This is a genomic window from Streptomyces sp. ITFR-21 (genome assembly GCF_031844685.1).
Classification (GTDB): domain Bacteria; phylum Actinomycetota; class Actinomycetes; order Streptomycetales; family Streptomycetaceae; genus Actinacidiphila.
In genome coordinates this window covers 1,886,732-1,901,643 of sequence record NZ_CP134605.1, presented here as the reverse complement: position 1 = coordinate 1,901,643, position 14,912 = coordinate 1,886,732, and the positions used below count along the sequence as shown (strand labels likewise).

The window sequence follows — 14,912 nt, the reverse complement described above, 5'->3', positions numbered from 1 at the left end:
GCTTGGGCTTCAACGGCAGCCAGTTCACGACAGCTCACCCGCCCCGGCGGCGTCCTGCGCGGTCCGCGGGTTCTTCGCCCGCTCCGCCTCCAGCTCGGCGACGCGGGCGGCCAGCTCCTCACCGTGGATCCGGCGCCCCTTGGCCTCGGCCCCACGGTCGCGGGCGATCTTCTGCACGTCGTGCAGCAGCGTCAGCAGCCGCTTCTTCTCGGCCTTCTCGATCGTCAGCAGCCGTTCGAACGTCGCCGCCTTCGACTGCTGCGCGAGGAACGCATCCCGCGTCAGCGCTACGTCGTCCACCAGACCGAGCAGCACGGGGGCGTCATCGCCCCTGGCTGCACGGTGCATCGCGGCGACGAGCCGGGTCAGCCGCTCGACCTCGGCCAGCAGCACGGGCACGTCGGTCCGGGCGTGGGCGACGAACTCGGCGTCCGCGTTGCTGCCGCCCTGATCGTCGATGCGCAGCATCTCGCCGACCCACAGGTCAATGACGACGTAGCCCCACGGCGCGCGATAGATCTCCGCACCGTCGGCCATCCACGGGCCAGCCGACGCGGCGGCCACCCGGGCCGCGATCTCGGCGAGCCGCTGCTCGCTCAGCGGGGCGGTCACGAGGCACCGTCCTCGGCGTCGGCCTTGAGGCGGGCGATCTCCGCACGCGCCTCAGCCAACTCATCCTCGGCGGTGCGCTGCCGGTGAACGTCGGCCACGACCGCGTCCCGGAAAGCCTTCGCCCCCCGGAAGATCGACTCAGCGATCTTCACCTGCTTATCCAGGGAAACCCCGTTCGGGATCTGGAAGTTGACGCTCCCCGTGTAGCCGCCGTCCGGGTACACGTACAGCACCGGATTCGGCATCCCGGTGGCCTGCGCGTAGGCGTGCGCCGACAGGAAGAACGTGGCGTTGAAGCTCATGCCGACACCGCCGCGACCCACTCCGACGGCAGACCCACCGGCGCCACGTCCTCCGGCTCCGCCGGGATGTCCACACCGTGCGTCGTCAGGTTGACCGACAGCCCACGCCACACACCGCGCACGGCCAGCCACCGGCTCCCCTGGAAGAAAACGATCTTCACGCCGTCCGGCGACAGGTTCAACGCCGACCGCCACGCTTCGAAGTCACCAGCGTTGGTGGCCTGAATGTCGAGGTCGTGCGTCCCCGGCGTCGTCACGTACACGTCCGGCAGGTCGGGGAACTCCGCAGCGATGGCCACGTAGCCGAGGAACACCGGGACTTGGTCTGCGAAGGTAGGGTTCTTCTTCAAGGCTCTCGCCTCTTCCTTGTGTCGTTGATCAGGAGGCGTGACGCCAGTGGGGTCGCCCCTGGCCGGGCGGCCCTGCGTCACGTCGGGGGTAGGTCAGGCGGCCTTCGTCTGGCCGGCGGCGCCCCGGCGGCGGGCCGCGGCCGACGCCAGGCCCATCCGCACGTAGTGCGCCTTGCGCAGGTGCTCGGCCGTCGTCGCGATCTGCTCTTCCGTTGCGTCGGGGTGCTTCTCCCGGGCCTGCTTCACGAACCGGTCGTCGGCGGCGGCGCGCGCCTTCGCGGTGCGGCCCACCGGGTCGAGTTCGTTCGCCCACTGTGTGTGGGCTCCGAGCCGGGCGCGCAGCGTGCGGTCAGCGGGGTCCATCAGGTGTCTCCTCCCTGGTGTCCCCATCCTGGGATGGGGATGATGATGGCGAAAAAAGTGCCTTTCGGCGCACGCGCAGCTCGCGGGCGATGCGGTCCGCCTCGGCGAGGGTGGCGGTGGGCCGGTCCTCGGTGATCAGCTTTTGGATCTTGCTGTAGGACAGTCCCGTTGCCGCTGCCAGGGACCGCACGGTGTGGATCTGCCCACCAGGCGGCGGGCATTCCATGAGCCGCCGCAGAAGCGGCCCGTCGTGCAGGCGGTACCTGTCGGTGTGCACGTGCTGTCCTCCGGTCTCATCCCCGTCTCGGGATGGGGATAGCTAAGCGTAGAGTTGCCCACCGCGTCAAGCGAACACGGCAAATCCCCTTATGCGTACACACGCCCCCCGGTTTTCAGCCTCTTTGCGCAGGCCGGATGGTCATCACCATCACAAGATGTGGACAATGGTCTTGTGCGCGCGTGGCACCTCCCCGCCCGGGTGAAGCCGACACACCCGGACCGCGTCGCGCAGGCTGGAGCCTGGACGCCATGACGACTCGAGACGCCGAGACCCTCACGCAACTCGTCGCCGACGCCGCCGGCACGCGAGGCAGCGGCCTCACCTACGAGCAGCTCTCCGACCGGTCCGCCGACCCGGAGACCGGCTACCGCCCGTCCCGAAATCTGCTGCACCGGATCGGCACAGCGCAGGACGTGAAGATGAACCCCAGCCTCATCCGGGCCGTCGCAGCCGGCCTCGGACTCCCCCTCGCGCGAGTCCAGGCCGCGGCGGCGCGGCAGTATCTCGGGTGGGAGGCGGTGGACCCGGGTGTCAGCGAGGGAAGTGATGACGAGGTGATCAGGGTGGCCAGACGCACCGGGGTCACTCCGCGTGACACCAGGCGAGTTGGGGAATTCGTCCGTAAATCTCGGGAAGAAGATGAGCCTGACGAGGAGTAATCGAACAAACCCGCTAGTGCTATTTTCGCTTGAGATACACCCGAACGGGTGACTGCAATGCTGTACCCCTCAGCGTAGAGTGAGCGCACCTCGCGCGATCGAACGGGCGTGCGAACCAATGATGCTGCGCGCGCCCGGGAATGGGGGCCGAGTGACCGAGGTACGTGTCCGAGCTGTGCACCTCGACGAGGGATGTCCTGTCGTCCTCCGGGACACAGTGAATGTGTACGACCTGGCGATCGACTTCACCGCATCGCCGGAAGACATCACAGCAGCGCTCGCCGCTGTCTGGCAGGAGGCAGTCGACAGCGGCCGGTGGACCCGGCGCAAGGGGAACGCCGGGCCCTCCTGACTGCTCTACCTGAGCCGGTCTCCCGGGCTCAACTCCTGGTGCTGGAGGCGGGCGCGCGCTTCCCCCGCGCTCGCCCCGTACCGGGACAGCATCTCCCGCGACCGCCACCCCATGATCCGCATCAGCGCGTCCTCGTTGCCCCCGTTCACCTTCCAGGAGTGTGCGAACGAATGCCGGAACTGATGCGGGTGAACGCGCTCGATGCCAGCCTCGGCGCAGCGACGCCGCAGCATGTGCTCCATACCCCAGATCTGGAAAGCGTCCCGGCGCTTGTACGAGAACCACAGCGGATCCAGCGGCTCCAGCCCGCGGCCCAGATACTTGCCCGCGGCCCGCAGGTACCGGTCCATCGCCTGCGCCGTCGTCCGGCCGAACGGCAACGGCCGCTCCCGGCCGCCCTTGCCCATCACGTGCAGCACGTTCACGTCCAGGTCGAGCGCGGCCTGCCGCCGGTCGATCACCTCGGACAGTCGGCCGCCGGTGTCGAGGAACATCAGCAGTAGTGCCCTGTCCCTGCGGTCCATGAATCCGGTGCCCTTGCAGGTGGCGAGCAGTGCCTTGAGATCTGGTTCGGGGATGATCGGCACTTCGGGCTCGTTGACCTTGGGCGGTTTCATCGTCCGCATCGGTGAGCGCATCAGCTCCTCCTCGTCGACGAGCCAGCCGAAGAACGTCCTCAAGCTGCGGAAGTGCTGGTGCGCGTTCCCCGGGCTCGTCCTCTCCATGAGGTCGGTGACGTACGCCTCGACATGCTCCCGGTGGATCTCCTCCAGGTCGGCCGGCGCAGGCCGCGGTGTCTCGCCGTCGTCGGTGGGCTCTGGTTCGTACGTCAGCAGAAACTCGGCGAAAGCGTCTATGGCCCTGGTGTAGATCCGCTGGGTGTTGGCGCTGAGGTTCCGGGCTCGCAGCGATCTCTTCCAGGATGCGGCCAGCGGGGAAAGGTCATATCCGGTCACGGTCCTCCGTTCCCATACGAGGATGGGGATGCGGGTCGCCTGCGCGGTGGCGGTGCAGGTGACTGGGGTCTGAGGACGACGGTACGCCGGAATCGGACACTGCGGGGGCGCTTGGCTGATATGCGCTGCGGTTTGGCGGCCCCGGACTTGCGCTTTGGGGAACTTGCAGGTGGGAGGGTGTTTGCGCCCCCGGCAGGACTCGAACCTGCGGCCAAGCGCTTAGAAGGCGCCTGCTCTATCCACTGAGCTACGGGGGCCGGACAGTGGCCGCGGCTGCTCCGCCCCTGGGTTCTTCCGTGACCTTGTACCGAGGTCAAGGATAGGGCGCCACACGCCTGCTGCCGGGCGCTTCACCCGCGTGACACGTTGTGTAGGTTCGGTGAAGCGGTCCGATAATCGCAGGCATGTGCAGAAGGTGCACCGCTTTTGACGCGTCGAAATCCTGCTGTTGTGCAGTCGTTATGCCGGTGGCTCGTTCTGTCCCCTGGTCCTCGTAGGCCCCACTGGTACCCCGAGCGGGCCAAATAGGGCAAATTACCTCGAATGCGCTTCAAAAGTGCTGCAATATGGGGCATTCTGCCATTGTGGTGATCTTGGACGTACGGCCCGAGCTGCTTGACGCGCTGTCCGCACTGCGTGACCGTGTCGACGCCGCACGCTTCCCCTTCCCGCTGGCCGGGGCCGCCCGGGCCCGCCGCACACGCGAGGAACTGCTCACTCAGCTCGACGACTACCTCGTACCCAGGCTCAAGGCACCGGATGCGCCTTTGCTGGCCGTGGTCGGCGGCTCGACCGGGGCCGGGAAGTCGACCTTGGTCAACTCGCTTGTGGGCCGTCGGGTCAGCCCCTCGGGGGTGCTGCGGCCGACCACCCGCACCCCGGTCCTGGTCTGCCACCCGGAGGACCGCGCCTGGTTCGCGGACCCCCGGGTGCTGCCCCGGCTGACCCGGACCTGGGCCGTGCGGCAGCGGTCCCGCGCCGACGAGGACGCACCCGACCGGGCGGAATCCGGACGGGCCGAACTCAGGGTGGAGACCGACGACTCCCTTCCCCGCGGCCTCGCCATCCTGGACGCCCCCGACATCGACTCCCTCGTCACCCGCAACCGCGAGGTGGCCGCCGAACTCATCTGCGCCGCCGACATCTGGATCCTGGTCACCACCGCCTCCCGCTACGCCGACGCGGTGCCCTGGTATCTGCTTCATACCGCCAAGGAATACGAGGTCACCCTTGCCACCGTCCTCGACCGGGTGCCCCATCAGGTGGCCGATGTCGTGAGCGGCCATTTCGCCGCCATACTGACCACGGCCGGGCTCGGAGACGCACCCCGCTTCACCGTTCCCGAACTGCCGGAGTCCGCAGGCGGTGGCGGACTCCTGCCGCAGACCACCGTCGCCGGGCTGCGTGCTTGGCTGGCGCACTGCGCCGAGGACCCCGCCGCCCGGCAGCGCGCCGCCCGCCGGACGCTGACCGGCGCCCTTGACTCGCTGCGCCGCCGACTGCCAGCCCTCGCCGCCGCCTCCGCGGCCCAGCACGCGGCGGCCCTGCGGTTGGCCAATGCCGCCGAGCAGTCCTACCAGCAGGCCGCCACCCGCGTCGCCGCCGCCATCGCCGCCGGCGTGCCCCTGGCCGGAGAGGCGCTCACCTACTGGCGGGGCTATCCCGCCTGCGGCCCCGCCGCCCTCCAGCACGCGCTGGCCGACGAGTTGGCCGCTCTGCTGCGAGCCGAGACCGACGCCGCCGACGAGCGCATCGGCGAGACATGGCGGCGCGACCCGGCGGGTGCCGATTTGTTCGACGAACCGACCACGCGGCCCGACCGGGACGCGGTGGCCGTCGCGGCCCGGATCGACAAGGGTGTACGCCGCTGGCACCGGCGCCTCACGGAACTCACCCGCGCGGAGGCCCGAGCGGCACGTGCTGCCGGCCGCCCCCCCGCCGATGCGCACGACACGGCCGCGCTGCTGGCCGCAGCCCTGCTCGGTGGGCGGCCCGGTGGACGGATCGCAGGCGAACGGCTTGCCGAGGCCGTAGGCGCGCAGGCCGCTCTGCGGCTGCGGCATGCCGCCGGCGGTGCCCTGGAGGACACCGTGGTCGGGCTCCTCCGCGCCGAACGTGACCGCAGGGCGGCGCCCGTCGGTGGCTACGACGTCACCGCGGGACAGCAGTCCGCTCTGATCGCCGCCCTGTCCCTACTGCAGAAGGAGAGGTGACCGGGATGGCCGTCACCCGCCCACTCGAAATCGCGTCGACCGGAGCCGGCAGGACAGCCGGCGACCAGCTGGCGGTGCGGACGGACGCGCTCGGTGAACTATTCGGGCTCTCCAGGGCCAGGCTCAGTCCGGACGCCCTCACCGAGACCGGTGACCTGTTGGCGCGCATCGGCGAACGGCGTCGCCTGTCGCCCGCTCACACCGTGGTCGCCCTGGCCGGGGCGACCGGCAGCGGCAAATCCTCCCTCTTCAACGCGCTGGCCGGACGCGCCCTCTCTCCGACCGGCGTGCGGCGGCCCACCACCGCCCACCCGGTCGCCTGCACCTGGCAGCTCGCGCACACCGCCGGCCTGCTCGACCGCCTCGGCATCGCCCCCCAGGACCGGCACGCCGGGCAGGGGCACCCGCAGGCGCCGGGCCCCGCCGGGGCGGCCGGCACGGCACACTGTTCAGTTGGTGACGCCGCCGGGGGCGGTGAGACCCCCGAGGGCGCCGAGGAGCAGAGCCTCGACGGGCTGGTGCTGATCGACCTTCCCGACCACGATTCCGCCGCCGCCGGTCACCGCGAGCAGGTGGACGGCCTGCTGCGGCTGGTGGACGTCGTCGTCTGGGTGCTGGACCCGGAGAAGTACGCCGACGCCGTACTGCACGAGCGCTATCTGCGGCCCCTGGCCGGGCACGCCGACGTGACCGTGCTGGTCCTCAACCAGGTCGACCGGCTGCCAGAGGACGCGGCGGACCTGGTCCTCGACGACCTGCGACGGCTGCTCGACGAGGACGGAGTCGCTGTGGGAGAGCACGGCGAGGCCGGAGCCGTCGTGCTCGCCACGTCCGCTCTCACCGGACAGGGCGTAGGAGACCTGCGTGCCGTGCTGGCCCAGATCGTCACCGAGCGCGCCGCGGCCGGGCGGCGGCTGGCGGCCGATGTGGACCAGGCGGCGAGCAGACTCCGCCCGCTCTACGTCGGCGAGGGCGGCGCCGGCCTCACCGATCCCGCGCGCGAGGAGTTCATCGACCGGCTCGCGGACGCCGTCGGGGCGACCGCCGCCGGCCAGTCGGCGGAGAGGGACTGGTCGGGTGCCGCACAGAACGCGTGTGGCACGCCGTGGAGTCGACTGATGGGGGAACGGACCGGTCTCGCGAGCTGTTCCCGTTTCAGTCGTAAAGTCAGGGTTTCACCCTTTCGAGGGAGCGGGCAACGAGCGGGGTCGGGCGGCAACACCGGTGCGGCACAGGGAGTTCAGGGCCGTTCCCGGTACGGGACGGCCCTGCCGGCGAGCCGGGAGGCGGGACGCGGTCCCGCGCAGCCCGCGAGCCCGTCGGCGTCCCGACCGCTGACCGACGAAGCCGTACGGGGCCTGGCCGCCGACGCCGCCCGCGGGCTGCCCGCTCCCTGGGCCCAGGCGGTACGGGACGCGGCGCGGCGCGGCGGCGAGGGACTGCCGGCAGCACTGGACGCGGCAGCCGAGCGGTCTCGGCCGGGAGTGCCGGAGCGGCCCGGCTGGTGGGCGGCGGCCGGTGCGGTGCAGTGGCTGCTGATGACGGTGGCGGTGGCGGGCGTGGTGTGCGCGGCGGCGATCGTGTCGGGCACGTTCGAACTGGTCTGGTGGCTGCCGCTGGTGATGACCGCGGTCGGCGGGGTGGGCGGGCCGCTGGTCACCTCGGTCTGCCGGCTCGCCGCACGAGGTCCGGCCCGGCGCTACGGGCAGGTTGCCGAACGCCGGCTGCGGGACGCGGCGGCGGACTGCGGACGGGCGGGGGTGCTGGAGCCGGTCGCGGCCGAGCTGCTGCGGTACCGCGAGGTGCGCGAGCAGTTCGCGGTGGTGGCGGGTTCGGTGCCGCGGCTTTCCGGGCCCCGCGCGGCCGATTCCTGAGATTCGGGAGGCGTTGTATATAGCCCCGGCGCGGCGGGTCGGCGGCACAAGCCCCGGATGGGTCCGTCCGGGCCTTCCGGGCGGGCCGTTCGAGCCGTTCCGGCCCGCCCATCACCCCTGCGAGTGACGGATTTATCCACACAGAGAGAGTTATCCACAGATTTCAGATGACTTGGTTGTGGCATCCGGAATTCGCGCAGGATGTTCTCAGCGCGTTCCGCACGGGAGCGCGATTCGACAGGAGGACACCCGATGAACGAGACGCTGGTGACCGTAGTAGGGAACGTCGCAACTGAGCCGGAGACCCATCTGACCGCGACCGGTGTGCCCATGACCCGGTTCCGGCTGGCCACCACCACGCGCCGCTGGGACGCCGAACGCGGCGGGTGGACGGACGGGTCGACGAGTTTCTTCACGGTGCGCGCGTGGCGCAACCTCGCCGGGAACGTCAAGGAGTCGATCGGACTCGGTGAACCCCTCGTCGTGCAGGGGCGGCTGAAGATCCGAGAAGAGGAGAAGGAAGGGCGCCGCTATCTGACCGCGGAGATCGAGGCCGTGGCTGTGGGACACGATCTGACCCGCGGGATCGCCCGGTTCACACGGGGGACGACGGCCCCTGTCATCGTGCGGTCCGAGCATCCGGGCCGGCCGGACCGGTCCGAGCGGGAAGACCGGCCGAGGCGCGGGAAGCGTCCCGGCCGGGAGAAGCCGGCTGGGTCCGGGGTACCTTCGCCGCCCCTGGCGGCCTCGGCGCTGTGACCGTCTGACCGTCCACGTGGCGGACCTCATCCGGCCGGGGGTGGGGGCCGCGACGACGAGCGAGGCCGAGTCCACGCGAAGTCCCACCCGGGCTCCGCTCCGGCCCGACTCGATCGGGCCGACCACCTCCGCGACAGGTCGGTGCTGTGGGCGGCAGCACCGATCCGCGCACGTCACCGACAGCGACCGGGCAGGACCGGCCTGGCAGCGGCCTTCCCGGCGCCCCGACGCCGCCGGGACACCGGGCTACCCGTTGGCCCGCGAGGGTGGACGTACGGCAAGATGGGGTGTATCTGCCCTCACGCGGCGGAGCCGCACATTGGCCCTTCTCGAATGCCGGACGGTTTCTCTTGGCTGAGTACATCTACACGATGCGCAAGACGCGCAAGGCGCACGGCGACAAGGTCATTCTCGATGACGTGACGCTGAGCTTCCTGCCCGGCGCGAAGATCGGTGTGGTCGGCCCCAACGGTGCCGGTAAGTCCACGGTTCTGAAGATCATGGCGGGGCTGGAGCAGCCGTCGAACGGGGACGCCTTCCTGTCACCGGGGTACAGCGTGGGGATGCTGCTGCAAGAGCCGCCGCTGGACGAGACCAAGACGGTGCTGGAGAACGTCCAGGACGGAGTCGCGGACACCAAGGCCAAGCTGGACCGGTTCAACGAGATCGCCGAACTGATGGCGACCGACTACTCGGACGCGCTGCTGGACGAGATGGGCCAGCTCCAGGAGCAACTGGACCACGCCAACGCGTGGGACCTGGACGCGCAGCTGGAGCAGGCGATGGACGCGCTGGGCTGCCCGCCCGGCGACTGGTCGGTCACCACGCTCTCCGGCGGCGAGCGGCGCCGGGTCGCCCTGTGCAAGCTGCTGCTGGAAGCGCCTGACCTGCTGCTGCTGGACGAGCCCACCAACCACCTCGACGCCGAGTCGGTCCAGTGGCTGGAGCAGCACCTGGCGAAGTACGCCGGGACCGTCGTGGCCGTGACCCACGACCGGTACTTCCTGGACAACGTGGCGCAGTGGATTCTCGAACTGGACCGCGGCCGGGCGATCCCTTACGAGGGCAACTACTCGACATATCTGGAGAACAAGGCGTCGCGGCTCAAGGTGGAGGGCCAGAAGGACGCCAAGCGGGCGAAGCGCCTCAGGGAGGAGCTGGAGTGGGTCCGCTCCAATGCCAAGGGGCGGCAGGCCAAGTCGAAGGCGCGACTGGCCCGTTACGAGGAGATGGCTGCCGAGGCGGACAAGATGCGGAAGCTGGACTTCGAGGAGATCCAGATCCCGCCGGGTCCGCGGTTGGGCGCGATCGTGGTCGAGGTCGCGCACCTGTCGAAGGCGTTCGGTGAGAAGGTGCTGATCGAGGATTTGTCGTTCACGCTGCCGCGCAACGGCATCGTGGGGGTCATCGGCCCGAACGGGGCGGGCAAGACCACCCTGTTCAAGATGCTCCAGGGACTGGAGGAGCCTGACTCCGGCGAGATCAAGGTCGGCGAGACGGTGAAGGTCTCCTACGTCGACCAGGGCCGGGCCAACATCGACCCGAAGAAGACGCTGTGGGAGGTCGTCTCGGACGGCCTGGACTACATCAACGTCGGACAGGTGGAGATGCCGTCACGGGCCTATGTGTCGGCGTTCGGCTTCAAGGGCCCGGACCAGCAGAAGCCGGCCGGGGTGCTGTCCGGTGGCGAGCGCAACCGCCTCAACCTGGCACTCACCCTCAAGCAGGGCGGGAACCTGCTGCTTCTCGACGAGCCGACCAACGACCTCGACGTGGAGACCCTGTCCTCGCTGGAGAACGCGCTGCTGGAGTTCCCCGGGGCAGCAGTGGTCGTCTCCCACGACCGCTGGTTCCTGGACCGGGTGGCGACGCACATCCTCGCGTACGAGGGTGAGGCCAAGTGGTTCTGGTTCGAGGGCAACTTCGAGTCCTATGAGAAGAACAAGGTCGAGCGGCTCGGCCCGGACGCCGCCCGTCCGCACCGGACCACTTACAAGAAGCTGACCCGCGGCTGATGGCACGACACATCTTCCGCTGCCCGTTGCGCTGGGCGGACATGGACGCCTTCGGGCATGTCAACAACGTCGTCTTCCTGCGGTACCTGGAAGAGGCGCGGATCGACTTCATGTTCCGCCTGGCGCCCGGCGAGGGGGAGACGACCTTCGCCGGGGGCGCGGTGGTGGCGCGGCACGAGATCGACTACCTGCGTCCGCTGGTGCACCGGCACGAGCCGGTCGTCATCGAGACCTGGGTGACGGACATAACGGCCGCGTCCATGACGGTGAAGTACGAGGTCAAGGACGAGGGAACGGTGTACGCGCGGGCGGCCACGGTCGTGGTGCCCTACAACCTGGCCGAGCAGCGGCCCCGGCGGATCACCGCGGAGGAGAAGGCGTTCCTCGAGCGGTACCTGGACGAGGGAGCCGTCGCCGCATGAGTGTGCGGCTCGGCTTCGCGGAAGGGCCCGGCGGGGATGGCGCCGCCGAGGCGGAACTCGCCGCGTTCCTCGGGCGGCTGGTGCGCTGGGACAGGGCGGCGGTGGTACGGCTCAGGTCCGCCGCGGAGGAGCCCGCCCTCGGGGTGTTCGGGCAGCCGCCGTTCGGGGGCGTGCTCGCGGTGAAGAGCATGGCGCTGCGTGGCGGGGGGATCGGGGAGGCGGTGGACGCGACCGTCTCCGCGGGGGAGTTGCTGGAGGCGGTGGCGGAGGCCGCGCAGGGCGGGGAGTTCGGGGTGCCGCGATCCGTCACCGGGCCGGCCTGGGCCGGTCTGCTGCCGCCGCGCGGGGGATGGCGGCGCGAGGCGGAGTTCGAGGGTGCCGCGGTGCGGGAGCTGGCGGCGCGGGTGGTGGCGGAGTTCCGGGCCAGGACCGAGGCACTGGTACCGGAGCGGCGGACCCGGGCCGAGCTGGACGGGCTCGCCGAGGAGCTGTGGCGTAGGCCGTTGCCTGTAGACCGGGCCGGGACCGGCGGGACGGCGGTCACGTTGCGGTCGGTGCACGCCGCTCACGCGCTCGGTTTCCTGTCGGCGCAGGGCCGGGACGACACGGTGGCGGTGCTGTCGGCGGGAGCGTGGGTGCGACTGCGCACGGCGTACGGCTCGGTGGCGACGCGTGGTGCGTCGGCCGGGGCGGGGCTCACCGTCTCCCCGGCCTGAGCGGAATCAGGCCGGGGTCGGCCGGACGGCGGGCCGAGCCACGGGTTTGGTCCGGGTACGGTCCGCCCGGAAGCCCGGAAGCCCGGAAGCCCGGAAGCCCGGAAGCCCGGAAGCCCGGAAGCCCGGAAGCCCGGAAGCCCGGAAGCCCGGAAGCCCGGAAGCCCGGAAGCCCGGAAGCCCGGAAGCCCGGAAGCCCGGGTCCGGCTGGAGAGCCGGGGCGGTCGGGTCCTGTCGGAGGGCCTGAGGTACACGGACGGCGCAAGGGGCGGGACGCGTTCCGAGGAGGGACTGGCAGACCCGGGGCGTAGGCGGGCCTGTTCGGGGCGTCCGGGAGGCGGTACCGGGCGGATGCCTGGGAGGCGGACCGGGAACCCGGGAGAGCCGGACGCCGGAGAGCACACGTACCGCAGGGAGAGGCCGCGCCATGACCGTGCAGCAGAGTCGTATCACCACCCCTTTCACCGCCGAGTCCACCGACGCCGAGGTGATCGACGGTATCGATCTGACCGGGCGGCGGGCCGTCGTCACCGGGGCGGCCTCCGGGATCGGGGTCGAGACCGCCAGGGCGCTGGCGGGGGCGGGAGCGGAGGTGACGCTCGCCGTACGCGACGAGGAGGCCGGGGAGCGGACCGCGCGGGACATCACCGCGTCCACCGGCGATGGGAAAGTGCGGGCCGGCAGGCTCGACCTCGCCGACCGGAAGTCGGTGGCGGCCTTCGTCTCCGGCTGAGACGGGCCGCTGGACCTCCTGGTCAACAACGTGGGGGTGATGATGACGCCCGAGCTGCGTACCCCGGAGGGGTGGAAGCTCCAGTTCGCCACCAACCACCTCGGGCATTTCGCACTGGCGACCGGATTGCGTCAGGCGCTGGCGGCGGTGGGCGCGGCCTGGGTGGTGAGCCTCATCTCGATCGGGCACCTGCGCGCGCCCGTGGACTTCGACGACATCCACTTCCGCACTCGCGCGTACGACCCGGCCGTCGCGTACGGCCAGTCCAAGACCGCGACTCGCGGTTCGCGGTGGAGGCGAACCGCCGCTGGGCGGGTGACGGGATCACGGTCAACGCGGTGCACCCGGCCGTCTCCGGGAGGGTCGGGTGTCAGCCGGGGGTGTTCACCATGGAGGCCGCCGCGTACACCAGGTAGTCCCAGAGCTGCTGTTCGTGTTCGGGGGCCAGGTCGAGGGCGTCGACAGCGTCGCGCATGTGGCGCAGCCAGGCGTCGTGCGCGGCCTTGTCGACGGTGAAGGGGAAGTGCCGCATGCGGAGCCGGGGGTGGCCGCGTGCCTCGCTGTAGGTGCGGGGTCCACCCCAGTACTGGATGAGGAAAAGGGTCAGCCGCTCCTCCGCCGGACCGAGGTCCTCCTCCGGGTACATGGCGCGCAGCTCGGTGTCGCCGGCGACACCTTCGTAGAAGCGGTGCACCAGTCGGCGGAACGTCTCCTCGCCGCCGACCTGGTCGTAGAACGTCGCTTGCGGGAGCGTGCCGCGCGGGATCTCAGTCACTTCTCCATGGTCGCAGACGGCCCGGCCGGACGACCGGGCCAGGTCGGGGGCGGCGGCGGGGCCGGCCGGTGGGCGGCGGCGTGGCTGGCGCAGACGCGGCCCGGCGGCCGGATCCTGGCGCCGATCGCGACGGGCCTGCTGGCGCTGGCGGTACAGGGGCCGCAGGAGGCAGCGGGGCGGTTCCCGCCGACCCCGGCGTTCTTCGTGGCGCTGCGCGGGGAGGGCGCCCGGGGTACGCGCGGCGGTTCGGGGCAGCGGCTGTTCGGTGACGGGCGGCAGGCGGACCGGACCCGGTACGGGCTCACCGTGGCCGGCCCCCGGCAGTGGGTGTGGCGGGACGATCCGGCCGGGCCGGACACCTGGGAGGTGGGTGTCCAAGGGCCTGCCGTGCGGATCTGCGCGGATCAGGGGGCGGGGCCCGGTGCGTGCGGCCGCGAGGCCGGGGAGGGGGGCGTGGTGTGTCGTCGACCGGCGGGAACGCGGCGGGCGTGCGGACCGGGGCCCACGACGCCGCGACGATCCACCCGGAGGCCCTGGCCGCAGCATGGCCCGGCCGGGGGTTCATACCCGCCGCAGGGTGATCGTGGTCCATGCCCCGACGTGCACGCGGTCGCCTTCGGCGAGCGGGACCGGGGTGTACGGGCGGATCGGGTCCTCGCCGAAATTGACGGTGGTGCCGTTGGTCGAGTCCTGGTCCACCACCGACCAGGTGCCGTCCGGCTGCCGGACCAGCATCGCGTGCTGGTGGGAGACCCCGGGGTCCTCGGGCGCGCGGGACAGGTCGATGTCGGGGGCGTCACCGGTGCTCTGCCGTCGGCGGCCGATGGTGAGCTGGTCGCCGGTGAGCGGCAGCCGGACCTCGGGGGCGAAAGCGGGGAAGTACAGGTTCTGCCCCTCGGGGCCGCTGCGGGCGATCATCGCCGAGAAGTACTCGCGGTCCGCGGCGATCACCGCGACCCACGCCGTACCTGTGCCCTCCTTCGCCGTCGCCGGCCCGCGGGGCGTCACCGGGGCGGACGGCGGCCCGATCAGGTAGTCGCCCGAGCCCGAGGTGACCGTGACCGACCCCGAGGGCACCGGCTCAGCCGGGCGGTTGATCGCCGAGGGCTCCGACAGGGGCGACTCGTACGTCGGGTACGGCGGGAAGCCCGCCGAAGCGGGCGGGAGCGGGGCGACCGGCGGCACCCGGGTGTCGGGTGCGGCGGGCGGCGCCGCCTGGGTGACCGGGGCGGCTGTCGCCGTGTGGGAGCGGAAGTTGTACCGGCACTCCTCGCAGAACAGCGCGACGCCCTCCCGCGGGGTGCCGCACTGCGGGCACAGCTCGGCCACCGCGGTCGCCTCCCCGGGCTCGCCGAAACCGGGCGGGGACATCGAGGTGGGCGGGGTCGAGGCGGGGGAGGACGCGGAACTGGACGATGTGGGACGCGACCCGTAGGGCGGCGCCGGCGGCGCGGCCATCCGCATACCGCAGACCTCGCACCAGTCGTCGGTGGTCGATTGATGGCCGTTCGGACACATCGGCATGGTGCCGGCT

General features: G+C 71.3%; 16 protein-coding genes, 1 tRNA gene and 1 pseudogene. 9 read left to right on the top strand and 9 right to left on the bottom strand.

Annotated features, from left to right (window positions below):
* Positions 1-24: 24 nt before the first annotated feature.
* The 5 genes from RLT57_RS08400 to RLT57_RS08380 form a co-directional block, all read right to left on the bottom strand.
* On the bottom strand, positions 25-612 hold the full coding sequence (locus RLT57_RS08400; RefSeq protein ID WP_311296734.1) for a hypothetical protein: 588 nt from the start codon (positions 610-612) through the stop codon (positions 25-27).
* Positions 609-914: a hypothetical protein gene (locus RLT57_RS08395; RefSeq protein ID WP_311296733.1), complete on the bottom strand. Its 306-nt coding sequence runs from the start codon at positions 912-914 to the stop codon at positions 609-611. Before RLT57_RS08395 ends, RLT57_RS08400 begins: the two co-directional genes overlap by 4 nt.
* Positions 911-1,264: a hypothetical protein gene (locus RLT57_RS08390; protein ID WP_311296732.1), complete on the bottom strand. Its 354-nt coding sequence runs from the start codon at positions 1,262-1,264 to the stop codon at positions 911-913. The genes RLT57_RS08395 and RLT57_RS08390 overlap by 4 nt, the downstream gene beginning before the upstream one ends.
* A gap of 93 nt (positions 1,265-1,357) precedes the next feature.
* On the bottom strand, positions 1,358-1,627 hold the full coding sequence (locus tag RLT57_RS08385) for a hypothetical protein (RefSeq protein WP_311296731.1): 270 nt from the start codon (positions 1,625-1,627) through the stop codon (positions 1,358-1,360).
* Positions 1,614-1,904 (bottom strand): hypothetical protein, encoded by a 291-nt coding sequence (locus RLT57_RS08380; RefSeq protein WP_311296730.1) that lies wholly within the window; start codon positions 1,902-1,904, stop codon positions 1,614-1,616. Before RLT57_RS08380 ends, RLT57_RS08385 begins: the two co-directional genes overlap by 14 nt.
* Positions 1,905-2,155: 251 nt before the next feature.
* On the opposite strand from RLT57_RS08380, the gene RLT57_RS08375 reads away from it, so the two are divergent.
* Both RLT57_RS08375 and RLT57_RS08370 read left to right on the top strand, forming a co-directional pair.
* On the top strand, positions 2,156-2,566 hold the full coding sequence (locus RLT57_RS08375) for a hypothetical protein (protein WP_311296728.1): 411 nt from the start codon (positions 2,156-2,158) through the stop codon (positions 2,564-2,566).
* Between the two features lie 151 nt (positions 2,567-2,717).
* On the top strand, positions 2,718-2,918 hold the full coding sequence (locus RLT57_RS08370; RefSeq protein WP_311296727.1) for a hypothetical protein: 201 nt from the start codon (positions 2,718-2,720) through the stop codon (positions 2,916-2,918).
* Positions 2,919-2,923: 5 nt separating this feature from the next.
* Here the strand turns inward: RLT57_RS08370 and RLT57_RS08365 are convergent, their stop codons facing one another.
* A complete protein-coding gene (locus tag RLT57_RS08365) occupies positions 2,924-3,874 on the bottom strand; it encodes a tyrosine-type recombinase/integrase (RefSeq protein ID WP_311296726.1) in 951 nt (316 codons plus the stop codon).
* Positions 3,875-4,058: 184 nt separating this feature from the next.
* Positions 4,059-4,131, bottom strand: a tRNA-Arg gene (locus RLT57_RS08360).
* 336 nt (positions 4,132-4,467) lie between these two features.
* Here RLT57_RS08360 and RLT57_RS08355 point away from each other — a divergent pair.
* The 7 genes and pseudogenes from RLT57_RS08355 to RLT57_RS08325 all read left to right on the top strand — a co-directional run.
* Positions 4,468-6,087, top strand: a complete 1,620-nt coding sequence (locus RLT57_RS08355) for a dynamin family protein (RefSeq protein WP_311300633.1) — start codon at positions 4,468-4,470, stop codon at positions 6,085-6,087.
* Positions 6,088-6,092: 5 nt separating this feature from the next.
* Complete coding sequence (locus tag RLT57_RS08350; protein ID WP_311296725.1) at positions 6,093-7,961, top strand: GTPase; 1,869 nt, start codon at positions 6,093-6,095, stop codon at positions 7,959-7,961.
* Between the two features lie 252 nt (positions 7,962-8,213).
* Positions 8,214-8,720 carry a single-stranded DNA-binding protein gene (gene ssb / locus RLT57_RS08345; RefSeq protein WP_311296724.1) on the top strand — a complete coding sequence of 169 codons (507 nt, stop codon included), beginning with the start codon at positions 8,214-8,216 and terminating at the stop codon, positions 8,718-8,720.
* Between the two features lie 350 nt (positions 8,721-9,070).
* Positions 9,071-10,735, top strand: coding sequence for an energy-dependent translational throttle protein EttA (gene ettA, locus RLT57_RS08340; protein ID WP_311296723.1), 1,665 nt, complete (start codon positions 9,071-9,073; stop codon positions 10,733-10,735).
* Positions 10,735-11,157 carry an acyl-CoA thioesterase gene (locus RLT57_RS08335; protein WP_311296722.1) on the top strand — a complete coding sequence of 141 codons (423 nt, stop codon included), beginning with the start codon at positions 10,735-10,737 and terminating at the stop codon, positions 11,155-11,157. Before ettA ends, RLT57_RS08335 begins: the two co-directional genes overlap by 1 nt.
* Positions 11,154-11,873 carry a hypothetical protein gene (locus RLT57_RS08330; protein ID WP_311296721.1) on the top strand — a complete coding sequence of 240 codons (720 nt, stop codon included), beginning with the start codon at positions 11,154-11,156 and terminating at the stop codon, positions 11,871-11,873. Before RLT57_RS08335 ends, RLT57_RS08330 begins: the two co-directional genes overlap by 4 nt.
* A 424-nt stretch (positions 11,874-12,297) precedes the next feature.
* Positions 12,298-12,950: pseudogene (locus RLT57_RS08325) on the top strand (SDR family NAD(P)-dependent oxidoreductase); the annotation flags it as partial.
* Positions 12,951-12,973: 23 nt separating this feature from the next.
* Here the strand turns inward: RLT57_RS08325 and RLT57_RS08320 are convergent.
* Positions 12,974-13,378: a globin gene (locus tag RLT57_RS08320; protein WP_311296720.1), complete on the bottom strand. Its 405-nt coding sequence runs from the start codon at positions 13,376-13,378 to the stop codon at positions 12,974-12,976.
* A 561-nt stretch (positions 13,379-13,939) separates the two neighbouring features.
* Positions 13,940-14,902, bottom strand: coding sequence for an FHA domain-containing protein (locus RLT57_RS08315; RefSeq protein WP_311296719.1), 963 nt, complete (start codon positions 14,900-14,902; stop codon positions 13,940-13,942).
* Between the last annotated feature and the right edge of the window lie 10 nt (positions 14,903-14,912).